Origin of the sequence: Streptomyces sp. DT2A-34 (assembly GCF_030499515.1) — a bacterium.
GTDB lineage: Bacteria > Actinomycetota > Actinomycetes > Streptomycetales > Streptomycetaceae > Streptomyces.
Window position 1 is genome coordinate 8579709 of sequence record NZ_JASTWJ010000001.1, and the last position, 17118, is coordinate 8596826.

The following is a 17118-nucleotide window of genomic DNA, read 5'->3' on the forward strand; positions in this document are numbered from 1 at the left end:
CGCACGCACGCGTGCACCGATCACGGCTCTCGCCGTGTCCCTCAGGTGTCGCCGTCCTCCTGCCAGCCGAAGCTCTTCTCCACCGCCTTGCGCCAGTTGTGGTACTCGCGGTCACGCTCGGCGGCAGTCATGGCGGGCGTCCACTCGGCGTCCTTCGCCCAGTGCGTCTTGAGCTCGTCCAGGTCGTTCCACACACCCGTGGCCAGCCCCGCCGCGTAAGCGGCACCCAGACAGGTCGTCTCGGAGACCTTGGGCCGGATCACAGGCACGTCGAGCACATCCGCCTGGTGCTGCATGAGCAGGTTGTTCTTCGTCATGCCGCCGTCGACCTTCAGGGTCGTGATCTGCACCCCGGAGTCCTGGTACATGGCGTCCACGACCTCGCGCGTCTGCCAGCTCGTCGCCTCCAGCACCGCGCGCGCGAGGTGCGCCTTGGTGACGTACCGCGTCAGTCCGGTGATGACACCGCGCGCGTCGGAGCGCCAGTACGGCGCGAACAGGCCGGAGAAGGCGGGCACGATGTACGCGCCTCCGTTGTCCTCGACGCTTGCCGCCAAGGTCTCGATCTCGTCGGCGGTGCGGATGATGCCGAGCTGGTCCCGGAACCATTGGACCAGCGCGCCCGTTATCGCTATCGACCCCTCCAGGCAGTACACGGGCGCCTCGCTGCCGATCTTGTAGCCCATGGTCGTCAGCAGCCCGCTCTTCGACGGCACCGGCCGGTTGCCCGTGTTGAGCAGCAGGAAGCTGCCCGTGCCGTACGTGTTCTTCGCCGTGCCCACGTCGTAGCAGGCCTGCCCGAACACGGCCGCTTGCTGGTCGCCCAGCGCGGACGCGACGGGCACGCCGGACAGCTGCCCGACAGCGGTTCCGTACACCTCGGCGGAGGACTTGATCTCCGGCAGGACCGCCTCGGGCACGTTCATGGCGGAAAGGATCGAGGAGTCCCACTGCAGGCTCTCCAGGTTCATCAGCATGGTGCGGCCGGCGTTGGTCACGTCGGTGACGTGGTGCCCGCCGTCCGTACCGCCGGTGAGGTTCCAGATCAGCCAGGAGTCGATGGTGCCGAAGGCGATCTCGCCGCGCTCGGCGCGGGCCCTGAGACCAGGCACGTTGTCCAGCAGCCAGGCCGCCTTCGGGCCCGAGAAGTAGCTGGCCAGCGGCAGCCCCGTCTGCTCGCGGAAACGATCCTGCCCATCCGAACCGCCGAGTTGGTTGCACAGCGCCGCGGTACGCGTGTCCTGCCACACGATCGCGTTGTGCACCGGCTTGCCCGTCGCGCGGTCCCACAGGACCGTCGTCTCGCGCTGGTTGGTGATGCCGAGGGCGCTGAGCTGATCGGCGCGCAGCCCCGCCTTGGCGATCGCCCCGGCGACCACGGCCTGCACCTTGGACCAGATCTCGGTGGCGTCGTGCTCCACCCACCCTGGCTTGGGGAAGATCTGGCGGTGCTCGCGCTGGTCGACGGCCACGATGGCGCCGTCCTGGTTGAAGATGATGCAGCGGCTGGAGGTCGTGCCCTGGTCGATTGCGGCGACGAACTTGTCCGTCATGACGTCCCCTTCGTCGGTTCCTTCAGAAGGCTGCGTTGAAGATGAGCCCGGACAGCGCCCCGCCGATCAGCGGTCCCACCACCGGAATCCACGCGTAACCCCAGTCCGAGTTGCCCTTGTTGGGAATCGGGAGCAGCGCGTGGACGATGCGCGGGCCCAGGTCGCGGGCCGGGTTGATCGCATAACCCGTGGGACCGCCGAGCGACAGACCGATGCCGACCACCAGGAAGGAGACGATCAGGATCGCCGTGCCGGACACGCCGAGCCCCTTGGTTAGACCGAACGCCAGGATCGGCAGTACCAGCGCGATGGTCGCGATGATCTCGGTGATGAGATTCGCGACGACATTGCGGATCGCGGGGGCGGTGGAGAAGATTCCGAGGGTCGGCTGAGCGATCTCCTTGTCGGCGTTGGCCTGGAACTGCGCGAAGTAGACCAGCCAGCACAGCACCGCACCGAGCATCGCGCCGACCATCTGGCCGGCGATGTAGATGTGGACCTTGTCCCATTCCCCCGTGTCGATGGCGATACCGATCGTCACGGCCGGGTTGAGCTGACCTCCGGACAGCGGCGCGGCGGTGTACGCGCCGGCCATCACGCCGAATCCCCAGCCGAACGCGATGACGACCCAGCCCGCGTCCTTCGCCTTCGAATAGTTGAGTACGACGGCGGCGACGACACCGGCCCCGAAGAGGATCAGGATCGCGGTACCGATGACCTCACCGAGGAATATGTCTCCGTTGCTCATGGCGGCTCCTAGGCCCTGGCCGGGACGATCGGCCCCGGTTCTCCGTGCGGGGTGCGTTTCCCACGGCGACTTCAGCCGAAGGCAGGGAGGTCCCGCGCCCCGCCCGGCGTCCGTGACGAGCGTGCCGTCGCAGCCGACTCGCCCGTGGGGGAAGGGAGCCATGGTCCAGGCGGAACCGCGCGGCGCAGTGCGTGGATACGCCGAGAATGTACGGCGATGTCGACTGACACCGGGAAGTGTTCACCGGCGTCCAGGGGGCGTCAAGGTCGCCGACGCCAACGGTTGGGGGCGCACCGACGGGCCACGGACCGTCGCCCACACGGCTCGTGGCACGCCCGTTCGGAAGTGGGACGGCCTCCGAGGCCCTGCTGAGGCCGGCAGGGAGGCCAGTTCCTGCTGAACCGGCAGGGGCCGAAGACCATGGCTGTGCTGAGGCCGTACGGACGCCCTTCGGCCTCCGACGACCTCGTGGGAAAAGCGTCTCACCCCCTGCTCGGGTCCGCCACCGCCCACTCGGCCGGGGCCGACGCCGCCGCCACGCCGCGAAGGATCTCGTGCCCGGACAGCCCCGCGCGGCCCATCACCCAGCTCGCCCCGCTCAGTGACTTCGCGGCCTTCTTGAGAGGGGCCAGACAGGCGGCCGCCTGCCGGTGGTCCGTCACGCTCCCGGGCTCGCACAGGACCGTGGCCAGAGAGAGCGTGACGGGACGCCCACCTGCGGACCAGGGCGCGTCCAGCACGGAGGCGGCCAGCGGATTGAGCCCCTCCGGATCCGCGAGCACCAGAAAGTCGTCGCCGCCGATGTGGCCCACGCGGGTACTGTCGGACGCCGCGCGCTGCAGCGCCTGTCCGACCGAGCGGATCAGCTCGTCGCCCGCCGCGAACCCGGCCCCGTCGTTGACCTGCTTGAAGTGGTCCACGTCCAGCCAAGTCAGTGCGAACGTCCGCCCGTCCGCGATCCGCCGGTCCACCTCACCGGTGATGGCATCCGAACCGGGCAGCCGCGTCAGCGGATTGAGCCCCGCGGCCTCCTCGACCCGGGTCTCGGCGAGCGCCCGTACGAGGTCCGCGAGCCGTACGACGCCCACACACCGGCCGTACCGGTCGACCACGGCTACATCGTCCGAAGTACGGTCCCGGCCGCCGACGGCGACCACGTCCAATACTTCCCACGCGGTGGCGTCTACGCCCACCGTGCGCGGCGGATCTCCCAGCTTGGCCGCGGGCCGGTCGGCGTACAGCGCATGGCCGTACCGCCCCGACATCGACAGCAGGAACCGGGAGCGGTGCACGGACCGCAGCGGGACGCCGTTCGAGTCCACCAGCAGCACTCCGGACACGTCCGGCGATCCGGTCAGCAGCGCTCGCACCTGGCCGGCGGACGCGGTGGCGGGCAGGAGTGCGGCCGGCCGTACGAACTCCCGCACCGACGGCCCCGAGCGTGGCGTCACCGCCAGTCCGGGGGAGCGTGGCGGAACGTATACCTCCGCTGCCGGCAGCCGAGCCGGGGGAGCGAACAACTCCCCCTGTGCCAGCTGTGCACCGGCCGACCGCGCGGATGAGCACTGCAACTCCGTCTCCACCCCCTCGACGCACAGGAGCGCTCCCAACTGCTCACACAGCGTCCGCATCGCCCGTACGGCTGCCGGCCGCGGCAGCAGGCACGCATCGAGTTTCACCAGGTCCGGTGCCATGTCGGTGAGCAACCGCAGCGGTACGTCCCCATCGCCGATGCCGTCCGCACTGACCCGGAAACCCTGCTCCCGCAACGCGCCGATCGCCTCCAGCAGTGCGTGCTGGGGCACGTGCGTGTACGGCGGACCGACGTCGATCGTCACCTCCCACGGCAGTCGCCCCGCCGCGCGCACGGCGTCGTGCAGCGGTGTCAGTCCGCCCAGGTCGGCGAGGGTGCCGGCGAAAACGTTGACGTACAGCGGCAGTAAGGTCTCCTTGCGAGCCGCCGTACGGAACGCCAACACGGCAAGTCGGCCGTCGAGTTCGGGATCGCGGCGGGCCTCGGCCAGGACGTCGCCGGTCTCCGGGCGGGCGAGTATCTCCAGCCCCGCGACTCCTCCGGTCGTCAGATTGACCACCGGCTGGAATGCGAAGCGGAGAGTATCCGTCCAGGAGGGCACGCGAGCATGATCTCGCCGCCGGCAGACGCCCGAGCCCAGTTCATGAGACGTTCACGCAGGATTCCGGGTTGGTCACACAGCGTAGAAAGACCTCACCTCCCTGGACGTACGACGGTGACACCACACTCGTACAGCCGAACGCCTCACATCCACCGCACCGGCGCGCATCACCGCACCGCGATCACCGCCGAGCCGTGTCCGAACAGCCCTTGATTCGCCGCGATCCCCACATGTGCCCCGGCGACCTGCCGGTCACCGGCGTCGCCTCTCAACTGCCAGGTGAGTTCGCAGACTTGGGCTATCGCCTGGGCCGGAACCGCCTCCCCGAAGGAGGCAAGCCCCCCACTCACGTTCACGGGTATTCGTCCCCCCAATGCCGTCGCGCCCTCCCGCAGCAGCTTCGCGGCCTCTCCCTCGCCGCACAGCCCCAGATCCTCGTACCACTGCAACTCCAGAGCGGTGGACAGGTCGTAGACCTCCGCGAAGGAGAGCTCCTCGGGGCCGACGCCCGCTTCCTCGTAGGCGGCGCGCGCGATCGACTCCCGGAACGTCTCGGCCGCCGGTTGCACCACCGCCGCGGAGTCCGTCGCCATGTCGGGCAGATCCAGGACCGTGTTGGGATAACGCGGCGTCACGGTGGACACCGCACGGATCCGCACCGGGTCCCGGGCCCCGTGCCGACGTGCGAACTCCATGCCGGCCAGCACGAGAGCCGCTCCACCGTCCGAGGTCGCGCAGATGTCGAGCAGACGCAGGGGATCGGCGACCACGGCAGAGGCGGCGACCTCTGCGGCGGTGACCTGCCTGCGGTAGCGCGCGTTCGGATTGAGTGCGCCCAGGGCGGAGTTCTTTACTTTGACCTGCGCGAAGTCCTCGGGTGTATCACCGTGCACGGCCATCCGGCGGCGCGCGTACAGCCCGAAGTACGCCGGATTGGTCGCACCGAGGACGCGGAAGCGCAGCCAGTCCGGATCGTCGGGCCGGTCGCCGCCGGCAGGCCGGAAGAAGCCCTTGGGAGCCGCATCGGCGCCCACTACGAGCACCACGTCCGCGAGTCCCGAAAGTATCTGCGTCCGAGCGGTGTTGACGGCCTGCGCCCCCGACGCGCACGCCGCGTACACGCTCGTGACCCTCGCGCCCTGCCATCCGAGCGCCCTCGCGAACGTGGCCCCGGCCACATAGCCGGGATAGCCGCCCCGCACGGTGTCCGCACCGACGATCGCCCCGATGTTCCGCCACTCCAGTCCCGCATCCGCGAGCGCCGCGCGGGCCGCCGCCGTCCCGTACTCGACGAAGCTGCGCCCCCACTTGCCCCAGGGGTGCATGCCCACGCCGAGCACCGCCACCTCCTCCGTCACGCCGTCACCCCCGTCGGCCGCCACTGCCAGGTCGTCCAGATCGTCTCCGCGTCCTCATGGAGCACGCCGGGAACGACCTCCACCTCCATGCCCACCGTCAGATCGGCGACGGTGACCCCGGGAACCGCCTGTCCCAGCAGCACGAGACGCTCGGACTCCAGCTCCACAGCGATCAACGCGTACGGCTCCCACGGAAGTTCCGGATCGGTCACATAGGGTGACGGAGGCCGATATCGGCTGTCCGTGTACGACCAGACGCGCCCCCGCCGCGAGAGCGGCACCTCCTCCAGATCGCCGCCAGGGCAGCCCGGGTTGCGGCAGTGGGCGTCCTCGCGCGGGAAGAACACCGAGGTGCAGTTCGAGCAACGGGTGCCGAGGAGCCGGAAGTCGTCCCCTTCACCGGCGAACCACCCGGCGACCACAGGCGTACGCGTGCGTGGCATAGCCCCTCCTGCAACAGATCTGACGGGACGTCAGAAGTGTGCCACGGGCAAGCGGAAAGCGGCAGGCGGCCATGTGGGCCGGCCGGAGCCCTGTCCGGACACCTACTTCGATCTCCCCGTGCCCTGGAAATCCCTCACAAGGCAGTAGTGACCGGCCCCCGGAAGACGCCCTTCCACTGATCGGATACAGTCCGCCGCGTGTCCGAAACTCAGCACTCCGCCCCCAACTCCGCAGCAGACTCCCACTGTTCGAGCTGCGGCGCGCCCTACGGAGAGGGCGTCTCCGGCTGGCCCCGAACCTGCCCGGCATGCGCAACCGTGGCCTACCGCAATCCGCTGCCGGTAGCGATCGCACTCCAGCCCGTGTACGACACGAAGGGCACCGCCCTGGTCGTCATCACCCGAACCATCGCCCCCGCGCGCGGAGGCATCGCCCTGCCCGGCGGCTACATCGACGACCGGGAGGACTGGCGGCAGGCCGTCGTACGCGAACTCAAGGAAGAGACCGGCATCGACGCGGCCGGCCGCGACGTACGTCTCGTCGACGCGATGAGTTCCCCCGACGGGCACCTGCTGCTGTTCGGCCTACTGCCGGAACGACCCGCCGACCGTCTGCCGACGTCGGCCGCCACCGACGAGACCGAAGGCTGGCACCTCCTGCGCAGGCCGGAGGAGCTGGCCTTCCCGCTGCACACGCTGGCCGTACGGGCGTTCTTCGAGGGCCGCTACGTCTGAGCTCGACGCTCGCCGAGCCCTCGTATGCGAACCGGGTGAGGCGACGGGACCACCCCGTCCTCGAGCTCCCGCTCGACGACCAGCTTTCCGCCCTCCCAGCGGCTGACGTAACGCTCGATCTCCGGCTCGTCCCAGCCGTCACCCGCGTCCGGCACCACCAGCCCGCCCCCGGTACACCCTGGGGCGGGCGCCCACACCTCCAGTTCCAGCCCGCCGTCGTCCCCACGTACGGGGACGACGGCGCCCGAGCGCGCGAGCACCGGGATCCGGGAGAGAGGCGCGTCGACGAGAACCTGCCCAGGTCCCTCGTGCACCCGCTCCGTCGCGGTGTCGTACCAGCGCCCTCGCGGCAACTGCACCGCACGCCGGTCGACCCCCACATCCAGCACCGGCGCCACCAGAAGGCAATCGCCCAGCAGAAACGCATCCTCGCAGTCGCGCAGCACGCGGTCGTCGGGCGTCGACCACCACAGTGGACGTACATAAGGCGCCCCTGTGCGCCGGGCCAGATGCGCCAGCGTCACGAAGTACGGCAGCAGCCGCCGACGCTCGACGAGCGCCACGCGCGCGTGCTCCAGCACCTCGGAACCGAACTCCCACGGCTCCCTGCGCCCCGCGCGCAGACTCGCGTGCGTACGGAACAGCGGCAGATACGCGGCCAACTGGAACCACCGCAGATACAGCTCCGGCGACGGACTCCCGTCGAAACCGCCGACGTCCGGCCCCGAGTACGGCACGCCGCACAGCCCGAGCCCCATGACCAGCGACAGCGACGCCCGCAGCCCCGGCCAGCCCGTGGCCACGTCCCCGGACCACGTCCCCCCGTAGCGCTGCATGCCGGCCCATCCGGAGCGCGAGAAGACGAAGGGCCGCTCCTCGGGCATCAGCTCGCGCAGCCCCTCGTATGCCGCCCTGGCCATGCACAGGCCGTAGACGTTGTGCGCTTCCTGATGATCCCCACCCCGCCCCTCCAGGGAGTGCCGGGCCGAACGCGGCAGCGTCGACTCCCCGAAGGCGGCGAACGAGGTCGGTTCGTTCATGTCATGCCAGAAACCCGAGAAACCCTGTGCCAGCCGCTCCTCGTACAGGCCACCCCACCACGCACGCACGCGCGCGTGAGTGAAGTCCGGGAAGACCGCCTCCCCGGGCCAGACCACTCCCCGCACGAGCTCTCCCGAGGCGTCCCTGACGAACGCGTCCTCGGCCGTCCCACTGTCGTACACGACATTGCCCGGCGCGGCCTTGACCGCCGGGTCGACGATCGACACCAGGCGGATACCGTCCCGCCGCAACTCCTCGGCGAGCTGCGGCAGCTTGGGGAAGCCTTCTTGGTCGACCGTGAACACCTGGTGCTCGTCGTAGTGGTCGATGTCCAGATGGACCGCGTCCAGCGGCAGGTCCCGCTCCTGGTAGCCCGAAACGATCCGCCGCACCTCCTGCTCGCTGCCGAAGCCCCACCGCGCGTGCTGGTGACCCAGCGCCCATGCGGGCGGCAAAGCCGGCGCACCGGTGAGAGAGGCCCAGACAAGCAGCACGCGCGCGGGAGTACCCACCATCACCCAGCAGCGCAGCGGACCGCCGTCCATCCGCAGCTCGCTGATCCCCGCCCGGTCGTGCCCTGAACCGGCCCCCTCCTCACCCTCCCGCAGCGTCACCCTGCCGTCCCACGAGGTGTCGTGGAACACCAGGTGAGTGCCGGCGTCGGCCACCACCAACTGCACCGGCATGGTGATGTACAGCGGGTCGTCGCCAGGGCCGAAGGCACGGCCGGGGTCGGTGTTCCACAGCCGGTACGTTCCGCCTCGCAGACGAGGCCCTGACGCCCGCCCCCCGAGCCCGTAGAAGCGCGCTTCCGCGGCCACCTCCGACCGCTGCATCCACCGTGCCGTCCCACCGTCGACAGGCTCCCACCAACGCGGCGGCAGATCGCGCCGGAGCGTCACCCCACCGGGCGTCTGCACCTCCACCGCGCCGTGCCGCGAGATGACGACCGTCACCCGCTCGGCCACGACCCGCCAGCCACCGTCCTTGTCGGGCTCCAGCAACGCCCGGGGATCCGGTTCCGGACAGCGCCCCGCGAGCGCGTACGACGGCTCGGGAGCGGCCCCGTCCCAGCCCCAGAAGACGGCGCCGTTCACGGCGACGGTGATGCGCAGCTCGGACCGGCTGAACCGGATGACACCGCCGCCCGGGCCGGGCCGCACCTCCTGCACGGGCCCGGGCACCCGCGCGCGCTCGGCACCCCGGGGCGGCAACCCCACGGCGTCGGCACGCCTCCTGCGCCACGCCGCCCGCACGGTACGCAACCCCTGGGCCGCCCCCACAGAACCGACCGCCTTCATCGAACGCACCAGGTCACGACCGTCCATGCTGCTCAGCCTGCCATTGCCGACGCCACACACGCGTGCCATTCAACTTCCGTTCACCCGTGCTGGGACCACATCTTCACGACACGGACTGTGTGGGGCGCACCCTGGTGCAGAAGTCGATCACATGGCATCGTCCGTGTCATCCGCGTCACGCGCACACCCCGCCGTGCGCGGAGGACGCACACGACGCGCAAAGTCCGGGAGCCGCCCCATGTCGACCGTGAACCCCCAGCCGCTCTGGCAGCCAGATCCGGAACGCATCGCCCAGGCCAGGGTCACCAAGTTCCAGGCCTGGGCCGCCGAAAACCACGGCGCCCCCGCCGAGGGCGGCTACGCGGCCCTGCACCGCTGGTCGGTCGACGAGCTGGACACGTTCTGGAAAGCCGTCACGGAGTGGTTCGACGTCAGCTTCTCCACGCCCTACGCGCGCGTGCTCGACGACCGCTCGATGCCAGGCGCCGAGTGGTTCCCCGGCGCGACCCTGAACTACGCCGAGCACGCCCTGCGCGCCGCCGCGACCCGCGCCGACGAACCCGCCCTCCTCTACGTCGACGAATCCCACCAGCCCAGCCCCGTGACCTGGTCCGAACTGCGCCGCCAGGTCGGCTCTCTCACCGCCGAGCTGCGCGCCCTCGGCGTACGCCCCGGAGACCGCGTCAGCGGCTACCTCCCGAACATCCCGCAGGCCGTCGTCGCCCTCCTCGCCACCGCCGCCGTCGGAGGCGTCTGGACCTCCTGCGCCCCCGACTTCGGCGCCCGCAGCGTCCTCGACCGCTTCCAGCAGGTCGAACCCGTCGTCCTGTTCACCGTCGACGGCTACCGCTACGGCGGCAAGGAGCACGACCGCCGCGACACCGTCACCGAACTGCGCCGCGAACTGCCCACCCTGCGCGCCGTGGTCCACATTCCCCTCCTCGGCACCGAGACCCCCGAAGGCGCACTCGAGTGGTCGGCCCTCACCGCCGCCGACGAGGAACCCGCCTTCGAGCAGGTGCCCTTCGACCACCCCCTCTGGGTGCTCTACTCCTCCGGCACGACCGGCCTGCCCAAGGCCATCGTCCAGTCCCAGGGCGGCATCCTCGTCGAGCACCTCAAACAACTCGGCCTGCACTGCGACCTGGGCCCCGAAGACCGCTTCTTCTGGTACACGTCGACAGGCTGGATGATGTGGAACTTCCTCGTCTCCGGCCTCCTCACCGGCACCACGATCGTCCTCTACGACGGCAGCCCGGGCTATCCCGACACGGGCGCCCAGTGGCGAGTCGCCGAACGCACGGGAGCCACCCTCTACGGCACCTCTGCCGCGTACGTCATGGCCTGCCGCAAGGCCGAAGTGCACCCCGCACGCGACTTCGACCTCGCCAAGGTGCAGTGTGTCGCCACCACCGGATCACCCCTACCGCCCGACGGGTTCCGCTGGCTGCACGACGAGGTCCGCGACGACCTGTGGATCGCCTCCGTCAGCGGTGGCACGGACGTGTGCTCCTGCTTCGCCGGAGCCGTGCCCACGCTGCCTGTGTACGTCGGCGAGCTCCAGGCCCCCAGCCTGGGCACCGACCTGCAGTCCTGGGACCCCAGCGGCAAACCCCTCGTCGACGAAGTGGGCGAGCTGGTGGTCACCAACCCCATGCCGTCCATGCCGATCTACTTCTGGAACGACCCCGAGGGCAGCCGGTATCGCGACAGCTACTTCGACACGTATCCCGGCGTATGGCGCCACGGCGACTGGATCACCGTCACCTCACGCGGCTCCGTCGTCATCCACGGCCGTTCCGACTCGACACTCAACCGCCAGGGCGTGCGCATGGGTTCGGCCGACATCTACGAAGCCGTGGAGCGCCTCCCCGAGATCAAAGAATCCCTCGTCATCGGCATCGAGCAGCCCGATGGCGGCTACTGGATGCCCCTGTTCGTGCACCTGGTCCCCGGAGCCGTGCTCGACGAGGCCCTCCTGAGCCGCATCAAGCAGACCATCCGCGAACAACTCTCACCACGTCACGTCCCCGACGAGATCATCGAGGTCCCCGGCGTCCCACACACCCTCACCGGAAAGCGCATCGAGGTCCCGGTCAAGCGCCTGCTCCAGGGCACACCGCTGGAAAAGGCGGTCAACCCGGGCTCCATCGACAACCTCGATCTCCTGCACTTCTACGAGGAGCTTGCACGCAAGCGAGCCTGACCGACGCGGCCTCGGACTCACCGACCTCGATGAATTCCGAGGCCGACCGCCGCGGACACCACCCCTCCAACCTGCACGAACACGCCCCTCCTGGCCCGCAGGCACCTCACACGGACGCCGTTGTCAGTGCTGCCGGTTACTGTGAGTGAGCATTGATCGACTGTGCACAGGGGGAAACATGGTCCACACCAACCACCAGACGATGCGACGCGTCCTGCGCCGCGAGATCGCCGGCACGATCGGCCTGCTGACCGACGAGCACGATTTCCGTGCCATGCGGCGCTACCGCAGCTTCACCTTCGACGACCACAAGATCTACCTGCAACAGATGGAGGCGCTCCTCAGGACACGGGCCTCCCAAGGCAGCCATACGACGATCGCCCTCTTCGACCCGGAGGAGTACGCCGAGTTCTGCGCGGAAACGGGCCTCGACCCCGACGTCCCCTCGAGCCGCACCCGCTTCACCGCCGAACTCGCGACCACCGGCCCCACCGTCCCCTACGAGGGCCAGTCCCTGGCAGACCTCGTCCCGGCCCTCGTCGACGAAGCCGTCCGACAAGCCACGTGGGAGTACGCGTCCACACTCCTGGCACGACTCGGAGCCTGCGCCACCTGCGGCGAGGACTTCGGCCGCGCGGCCTTCGCCCGTGCCTCGAACCTCCTCTTCCGCATCCTGGATACGGCCCAGCCGGGCAACCGACACCTCGTCTGCAGCGTCACGGGAACCCCGGAAACCCTCGTCGCAGTCCTGCACGCCGACGAAGACGCCCAAGGCGCAACGCACCTCGACGAGGGGGAAGTCCTGGAGTTCACCACAGTCCTCGCCCTCGGCATCGCCACCCAGAGCCCCGGTGGACTCGTGATGCGGACCAGCGCCCCCGACACATCCGACCGGATCTACGGATGGCGCCTGCGCGGAGATGGGCTGGAACCCCTCACCGCGGGCGAGGTCTTCGACGCCTACTGCACCGACATCGAATCCGGAGACCTCATCTCCCCGGAATCAGGCGTCGACTACTGCGTGCCGCCGGATCTCGGAGGTGAGGAAGCGCCGCCGGGACACCGCCACTGAACGCAGGAGGGGCGCTCCACCCGCAGGTGGAGCGCCCCGCGCGAACCGGCGTGCAGCCGTCCCGCTCCGGCTACTCGCCGGACAGCACCGCCTGAGCGGCGTTGCGCGCCTCCTCGGCGCTGTCCGCCGCCCGTGCGGCCGCAGCGGCCCGCTCACACTGCGCCAGCGTGTACTTCGCCAGCGTCGCCCGGACGTAAGGAATAGACGCCGAACCCATGGACAAGGAGGTCACACCCAGACCGGTCAGCACACACGCCAGCAGCGGATCGGACGCTGCCTCCCCGCAGACACCACAGCTCTTGCCCTCGGCCTTCGCAGCCTCGGCGGACAAGGCGACCAGGTCGAGCAGCGCGGGCTGCCACGGGTCCTGCAGCCGGGACACCGCACCCACCTGACGGTCTGCGGCGAAGGTGTACTGCGCGAGGTCGTTCGTCCCCAGCGACAGGAACTCGACCACCTGCAGGATCGAACGCGCCCGCAGCGCGGCCGACGGAATCTCCACCATCGCACCGAACTTCGCCTGGAGCCCGGCCGCACGACATGCGTCCGCGAACGCCTTCGCATCGGTACGGTCCGCCACCATCGGAGCCATGACCTCGAGGTAGACGGGCAGCCCCTCCGCCGCCTTGGCGAGTGCCGTCAGCTGGGTGCGCAGCACCTCGGGGTGGTCCAGCAGCGTCCGCAGACCGCGCACACCCAGGGCCGGGTTCGGCTCATCGGCCGGCGTCAGGAAGTCCAGCGGCTTGTCCGCGCCCGCGTCCAGCACACGTACGACGACACGGCCCTCGGGGAAGGCTTCGAGAACCTGCCGATAGGCCTCGACCTGCTTCTCTTCCGACGGGGCCTTCTTGCTGTCGTCGAGAAAGAGGAACTCGGTGCGGAACAGACCGACACCCTCAGCGCCCGCCTCGACAGCGGCCGGGACGTCGGACGGACCGCCGACATTGGCGAGCAGTGGCACCTTGTGGCCGTCGGCGGTGGCACCCGGACCCGTCGACGCCGCGAGCGCGGCCTTGCGCGCAGCGGCGGCCGCCTCCAGCTCCGTCTTCTTCTCCTCGCTCGGGTTCACGAAGATGTCTCCGGTGCTGCCGTCCACGGCGATGACCGTGCCCTCGGCGAGCTCACCGGCACCTGGCAGCGCGACCACGGCCGGCACACCGAGCGCCCTCGCCAGAATCGCACTGTGACTGGTCGGCCCGCCCTCCTCGGTGACAAAGCCGAGAACGAGGGTCGGGTCCAGCAGCGCCGTATCCGCCGGGGCGAGGTCGCGAGCCACAAGGACATAGGGCTCGTCGCTGTCCGGGACACCCGGCATCGGGACCCCGAGCAGACGAGCGACGATACGATTCCGCACGTCGTCGAGGTCGGCCACGCGACCGGCCAGGTACTCCCCGGCACCTGCCAGCAGCTCGCGGTACGCGGCGAAAGCGTCGTACACGGCACGCTCGGCCGTGCTGCCGACGGCGATACGCCGATCCACATCCGCCATCAGCTCGGGGTCCTGGGCCATCATGGCCTGCGCCTCGAGCACCGCCTGGGCTTCGCCCCCCGCCAGGTTGCCGCGTGCCATCAGGTCGGCTGCCACAGCCTCCACGGCCTTGCGGGCGCGCCCCGGTTCACGCTCCGCATCCTCGGCCGGAATCTGCTTGGCAGGCGGTTCGAGGACCGCCGTTCCCATGTGCCGAACCTCGCCGATCGCCACACCGTGACTCACGCCGACGCCTCGCAGCGTTGTCTCCATCTCACCCGTCTCCGTTAGTGCGGCGGGTCCCGCCGCCGCGGTGTTTGTCGTCCCTAGTTGCCGTCATACGACGGCAACGGTGTCACTTCCAAATGAAGAGACTGTCGCCGGCCTTCACATCGCCGTCGTCACGCAGATCGGAGAGGGCCTCGGCCGTGGCCTCGAGGGCCACGATCGGGCACACCGGGGACTTACCGGCTGCCTCGACGGCTGCCGGGTTCCAGCGCACGATGCCCTGGCCGCGAGTCACGGTGTCGCCCTTGTTCACGAGGAGCTCGAAACCCTCACCGTTGAGCTGCACGGTGTCGATACCGAGATGAGCGAGCACGCCGTGCCCCTGCTCGTCGACGACGACAAAGGCATGCGGGTGGAGAGAGACGATGACCCCATCCACGGGTGACACGGCCTCGGAGGGCTCACGCACGGGGTCGATCGCGGTGCCCGGGCCGACCATGGCCCCGGAGAAGACCGGATCCGGCACGGAAGCCAGTCCGACGGCGCGTCCTGCCAGTGGGGACGTCACGGTGGTCATGGGAAGCCTCCCAGGGGTGGAGATCGATATGGGCCGCCGTTGCCTGTGCGGACGGCACACTGTTCAGCAGGGTATGTCACATGAAGTGCAGGTTCCGCGCGAGCACTTCGAAGTGGTCTAGACCATACCTCAAGTCGATTTGCACCGGCTCCGCGGCTGCGTGTACAGTCGTACTCCTGCTTGGGGCTGAGCGACGCGGCTATGTGTCCTGGCCCGGCAGCACTCAAACTTGTCAGATCCTATCTCGGGGTCGCCTTCTGCATGCCTGCAGGACGGTGGTCAGAGAGCCGGAAAAACACTGATAGAGTTTGAAGCACCGAAGGGAAGCGCCCGGAGGAAAGCCCGAGAGGGTGAGTACAAAGGAAGCGTCCGTTCCTTGAGAACTCAACAGCGTGCCAAAAATCAACGCCAGATATGTTGATACCCCGTCTCCGGCCGGATTACCGGTTGGGGCGAGGTTCCTTTGAAAAAACACAGCGAGGACGCTGTGAACGGTCGGGCTTATTCCGCCTGACTGTTCCGCTCTCGTGGTGTCGTCCCGATTACGGGAAAACATTCACGGAGAGTTTGATCCTGGCTCAGGACGAACGCTGGCGGCGTGCTTAACACATGCAAGTCGAACGATGAACCACTTCGGTGGGGATTAGTGGCGAACGGGTGAGTAACACGTGGGCAATCTGCCCTGCACTCTGGGACAAGCCCTGGAAACGGGGTCTAATACCGGATATGACCGTCTTGGGCATCCTTGATGGTGTAAAGCTCCGGCGGTGCAGGATGAGCCCGCGGCCTATCAGCTTGTTGGTGAGGTAATGGCTCACCAAGGCGACGACGGGTAGCCGGCCTGAGAGGGCGACCGGCCACACTGGGACTGAGACACGGCCCAGACTCCTACGGGAGGCAGCAGTGGGGAATATTGCACAATGGGCGAAAGCCTGATGCAGCGACGCCGCGTGAGGGATGACGGCCTTCGGGTTGTAAACCTCTTTCAGCAGGGAAGAAGCGAAAGTGACGGTACCTGCAGAAGAAGCGCCGGCTAACTACGTGCCAGCAGCCGCGGTAATACGTAGGGCGCAAGCGTTGTCCGGAATTATTGGGCGTAAAGAGCTCGTAGGCGGCTTGTCACGTCGGGTGTGAAAGCCCGGGGCTTAACCCCGGGTCTGCATTCGATACGGGCTAGCTAGAGTGTGGTAGGGGAGATCGGAATTCCTGGTGTAGCGGTGAAATGCGCAGATATCAGGAGGAACACCGGTGGCGAAGGCGGATCTCTGGGCCATTACTGACGCTGAGGAGCGAAAGCGTGGGGAGCGAACAGGATTAGATACCCTGGTAGTCCACGCCGTAAACGGTGGGAACTAGGTGTTGGCGACATTCCACGTCGTCGGTGCCGCAGCTAACGCATTAAGTTCCCCGCCTGGGGAGTACGGCCGCAAGGCTAAAACTCAAAGGAATTGACGGGGGCCCGCACAAGCAGCGGAGCATGTGGCTTAATTCGACGCAACGCGAAGAACCTTACCAAGGCTTGACATACACCGGAAACGGCCAGAGATGGTCGCCCCCTTGTGGTCGGTGTACAGGTGGTGCATGGCTGTCGTCAGCTCGTGTCGTGAGATGTTGGGTTAAGTCCCGCAACGAGCGCAACCCTTGTCCTGTGTTGCCAGCATGCCCTTCGGGGTGATGGGGACTCACAGGAGACCGCCGGGGTCAACTCGGAGGAAGGTGGGGACGACGTCAAGTCATCATGCCCCTTATGTCTTGGGCTGCACACGTGCTACAATGGCAGGTACAATGAGCTGCGATACCGTGAGGTGGAGCGAATCTCAAAAAGCCTGTCTCAGTTCGGATTGGGGTCTGCAACTCGACCCCATGAAGTCGGAGTTGCTAGTAATCGCAGATCAGCATTGCTGCGGTGAATACGTTCCCGGGCCTTGTACACACCGCCCGTCACGTCACGAAAGTCGGTAACACCCGAAGCCGGTGGCCCAACCCCCTTGTGGGGAGGGAGCTGTCGAAGGTGGGACTGGCGATTGGGACGAAGTCGTAACAAGGTAGCCGTACCGGAAGGTGCGGCTGGATCACCTCCTTTCTAAGGAGCACTTCTTAGCCGGGCTTGCCTGGTTCAGAGGCCAGTACATCAGCGAGTGTCTGATGCTGGTTGCTCATGGGTGGAACGTTGATTATTCGGCCGGGTTCACGGGTCGGAGGCTGCTAGTACTGCTCGCAAGAGTGTGGAACGCATGATCTTCGGACGGGAGC

Annotated in this window: 11 protein-coding genes and 1 rRNA gene; 4 read left to right on the forward strand and 8 right to left on the reverse strand. The window is 68.3% G+C overall.

What is annotated here, in order from left to right; genetic code table 11:
- Window positions 1–41: 41 nt before the first annotated feature.
- The 5 genes from glpK to QQM39_RS38365 all read right to left on the reverse strand — a co-directional run bounded on the left by glpK (window position 42) and on the right by QQM39_RS38365 (window position 6216).
- Window positions 42–1553 (reverse strand): glycerol kinase GlpK, encoded by a 1512-nt coding sequence (gene glpK, locus QQM39_RS38345; protein WP_302002220.1) that lies wholly within the window; start codon window positions 1551–1553, stop codon window positions 42–44.
- 22 nt (window positions 1554–1575) lie between these two features.
- Complete coding sequence (locus QQM39_RS38350) at window positions 1576–2301, reverse strand: MIP/aquaporin family protein (protein WP_302002222.1); 726 nt, start codon at window positions 2299–2301, stop codon at window positions 1576–1578.
- Between the two features lie 482 nt (window positions 2302–2783).
- Window positions 2784–4436, reverse strand: coding sequence for an EAL domain-containing protein (locus QQM39_RS38355; protein ID WP_302002223.1), 1653 nt, complete (start codon window positions 4434–4436; stop codon window positions 2784–2786).
- Between the two features lie 167 nt (window positions 4437–4603).
- Window positions 4604–5794, reverse strand: coding sequence for a lipid-transfer protein (locus QQM39_RS38360; RefSeq protein WP_302002224.1), 1191 nt, complete (start codon window positions 5792–5794; stop codon window positions 4604–4606).
- The gene (locus QQM39_RS38365; protein ID WP_302003874.1) at window positions 5791–6216 is read right to left on the reverse strand and encodes a Zn-ribbon domain-containing OB-fold protein; all 426 of its coding nucleotides are present in this window, start codon (window positions 6214–6216) and stop codon (window positions 5791–5793) included. The genes QQM39_RS38360 and QQM39_RS38365 overlap by 4 nt, the downstream gene beginning before the upstream one ends.
- A gap of 219 nt (window positions 6217–6435) precedes the next feature.
- Between QQM39_RS38365 and QQM39_RS38370 the strand changes: the two genes are divergently transcribed.
- The gene (locus tag QQM39_RS38370) at window positions 6436–6972 is read left to right on the forward strand and encodes an NUDIX domain-containing protein (protein ID WP_302002225.1); all 537 of its coding nucleotides are present in this window, start codon (window positions 6436–6438) and stop codon (window positions 6970–6972) included.
- Here the strand turns inward: QQM39_RS38370 and QQM39_RS38375 are convergent.
- Window positions 6963–9341, reverse strand: a complete 2379-nt coding sequence (locus QQM39_RS38375) for a TIM-barrel domain-containing protein (protein ID WP_302002226.1) — start codon at window positions 9339–9341, stop codon at window positions 6963–6965. The genes QQM39_RS38370 and QQM39_RS38375 overlap by 10 nt on opposite strands.
- 211 nt (window positions 9342–9552) lie before the next feature.
- On the opposite strand from QQM39_RS38375, the gene QQM39_RS38380 reads away from it, so the two are divergent.
- Both QQM39_RS38380 and QQM39_RS38385 read left to right on the forward strand, forming a co-directional pair.
- Window positions 9553–11520 (forward strand): acetoacetate--CoA ligase, encoded by a 1968-nt coding sequence (locus QQM39_RS38380; protein ID WP_302002227.1) that lies wholly within the window; start codon window positions 9553–9555, stop codon window positions 11518–11520.
- A gap of 178 nt (window positions 11521–11698) precedes the next feature.
- Complete coding sequence (locus QQM39_RS38385; RefSeq protein WP_302002228.1) at window positions 11699–12592, forward strand: hypothetical protein; 894 nt, start codon at window positions 11699–11701, stop codon at window positions 12590–12592.
- Between the two features lie 70 nt (window positions 12593–12662).
- Here the strand turns inward: QQM39_RS38385 and ptsP are convergent, their stop codons facing one another.
- On the reverse strand, window positions 12663–14333 hold the full coding sequence (gene ptsP / locus QQM39_RS38390; protein WP_302002229.1) for a phosphoenolpyruvate--protein phosphotransferase: 1671 nt from the start codon (window positions 14331–14333) through the stop codon (window positions 12663–12665).
- Window positions 14334–14415: 82 nt separating this feature from the next.
- Window positions 14416–14865, reverse strand: coding sequence for a PTS glucose transporter subunit IIA (locus QQM39_RS38395; RefSeq protein WP_302002230.1), 450 nt, complete (start codon window positions 14863–14865; stop codon window positions 14416–14418).
- Window positions 14866–15420: 555 nt separating this feature from the next.
- Here QQM39_RS38395 and QQM39_RS38400 point away from each other — a divergent pair.
- Window positions 15421–16948, forward strand: a 16S ribosomal RNA gene (locus QQM39_RS38400).
- The last annotated feature ends 170 nt before the right edge of the window (window positions 16949–17118 follow it).

Excerpts from the sequence above, each read along its gene's own strand:
- QQM39_RS38350 (WP_302002222.1), bottom strand. The coding sequence starts at position 2,301 with ATGAGCAACGGAGACATATTCCTCGGTGAGGTCATCGGTACCGCGATC.
- QQM39_RS38395 (WP_302002230.1), bottom strand. The coding sequence starts at position 14,865 with ATGACCACCGTGACGTCCCCACTGGCAGGACGCGCCGTCGGACTGGCT.
- glpK (WP_302002220.1), bottom strand. The coding sequence starts at position 1,553 with ATGACGGACAAGTTCGTCGCCGCAATCGACCAGGGCACGACCTCCAGC.
- QQM39_RS38375 (WP_302002226.1), bottom strand. The coding sequence starts at position 9,341 with ATGGACGGTCGTGACCTGGTGCGTTCGATGAAGGCGGTCGGTTCTGTG.
- QQM39_RS38380 (WP_302002227.1), top strand. The coding sequence starts at position 9,553 with ATGTCGACCGTGAACCCCCAGCCGCTCTGGCAGCCAGATCCGGAACGC.
- ptsP (WP_302002229.1), bottom strand. The coding sequence starts at position 14,333 with ATGGAGACAACGCTGCGAGGCGTCGGCGTGAGTCACGGTGTGGCGATC.
- QQM39_RS38385 (WP_302002228.1), top strand. The coding sequence starts at position 11,699 with ATGGTCCACACCAACCACCAGACGATGCGACGCGTCCTGCGCCGCGAG.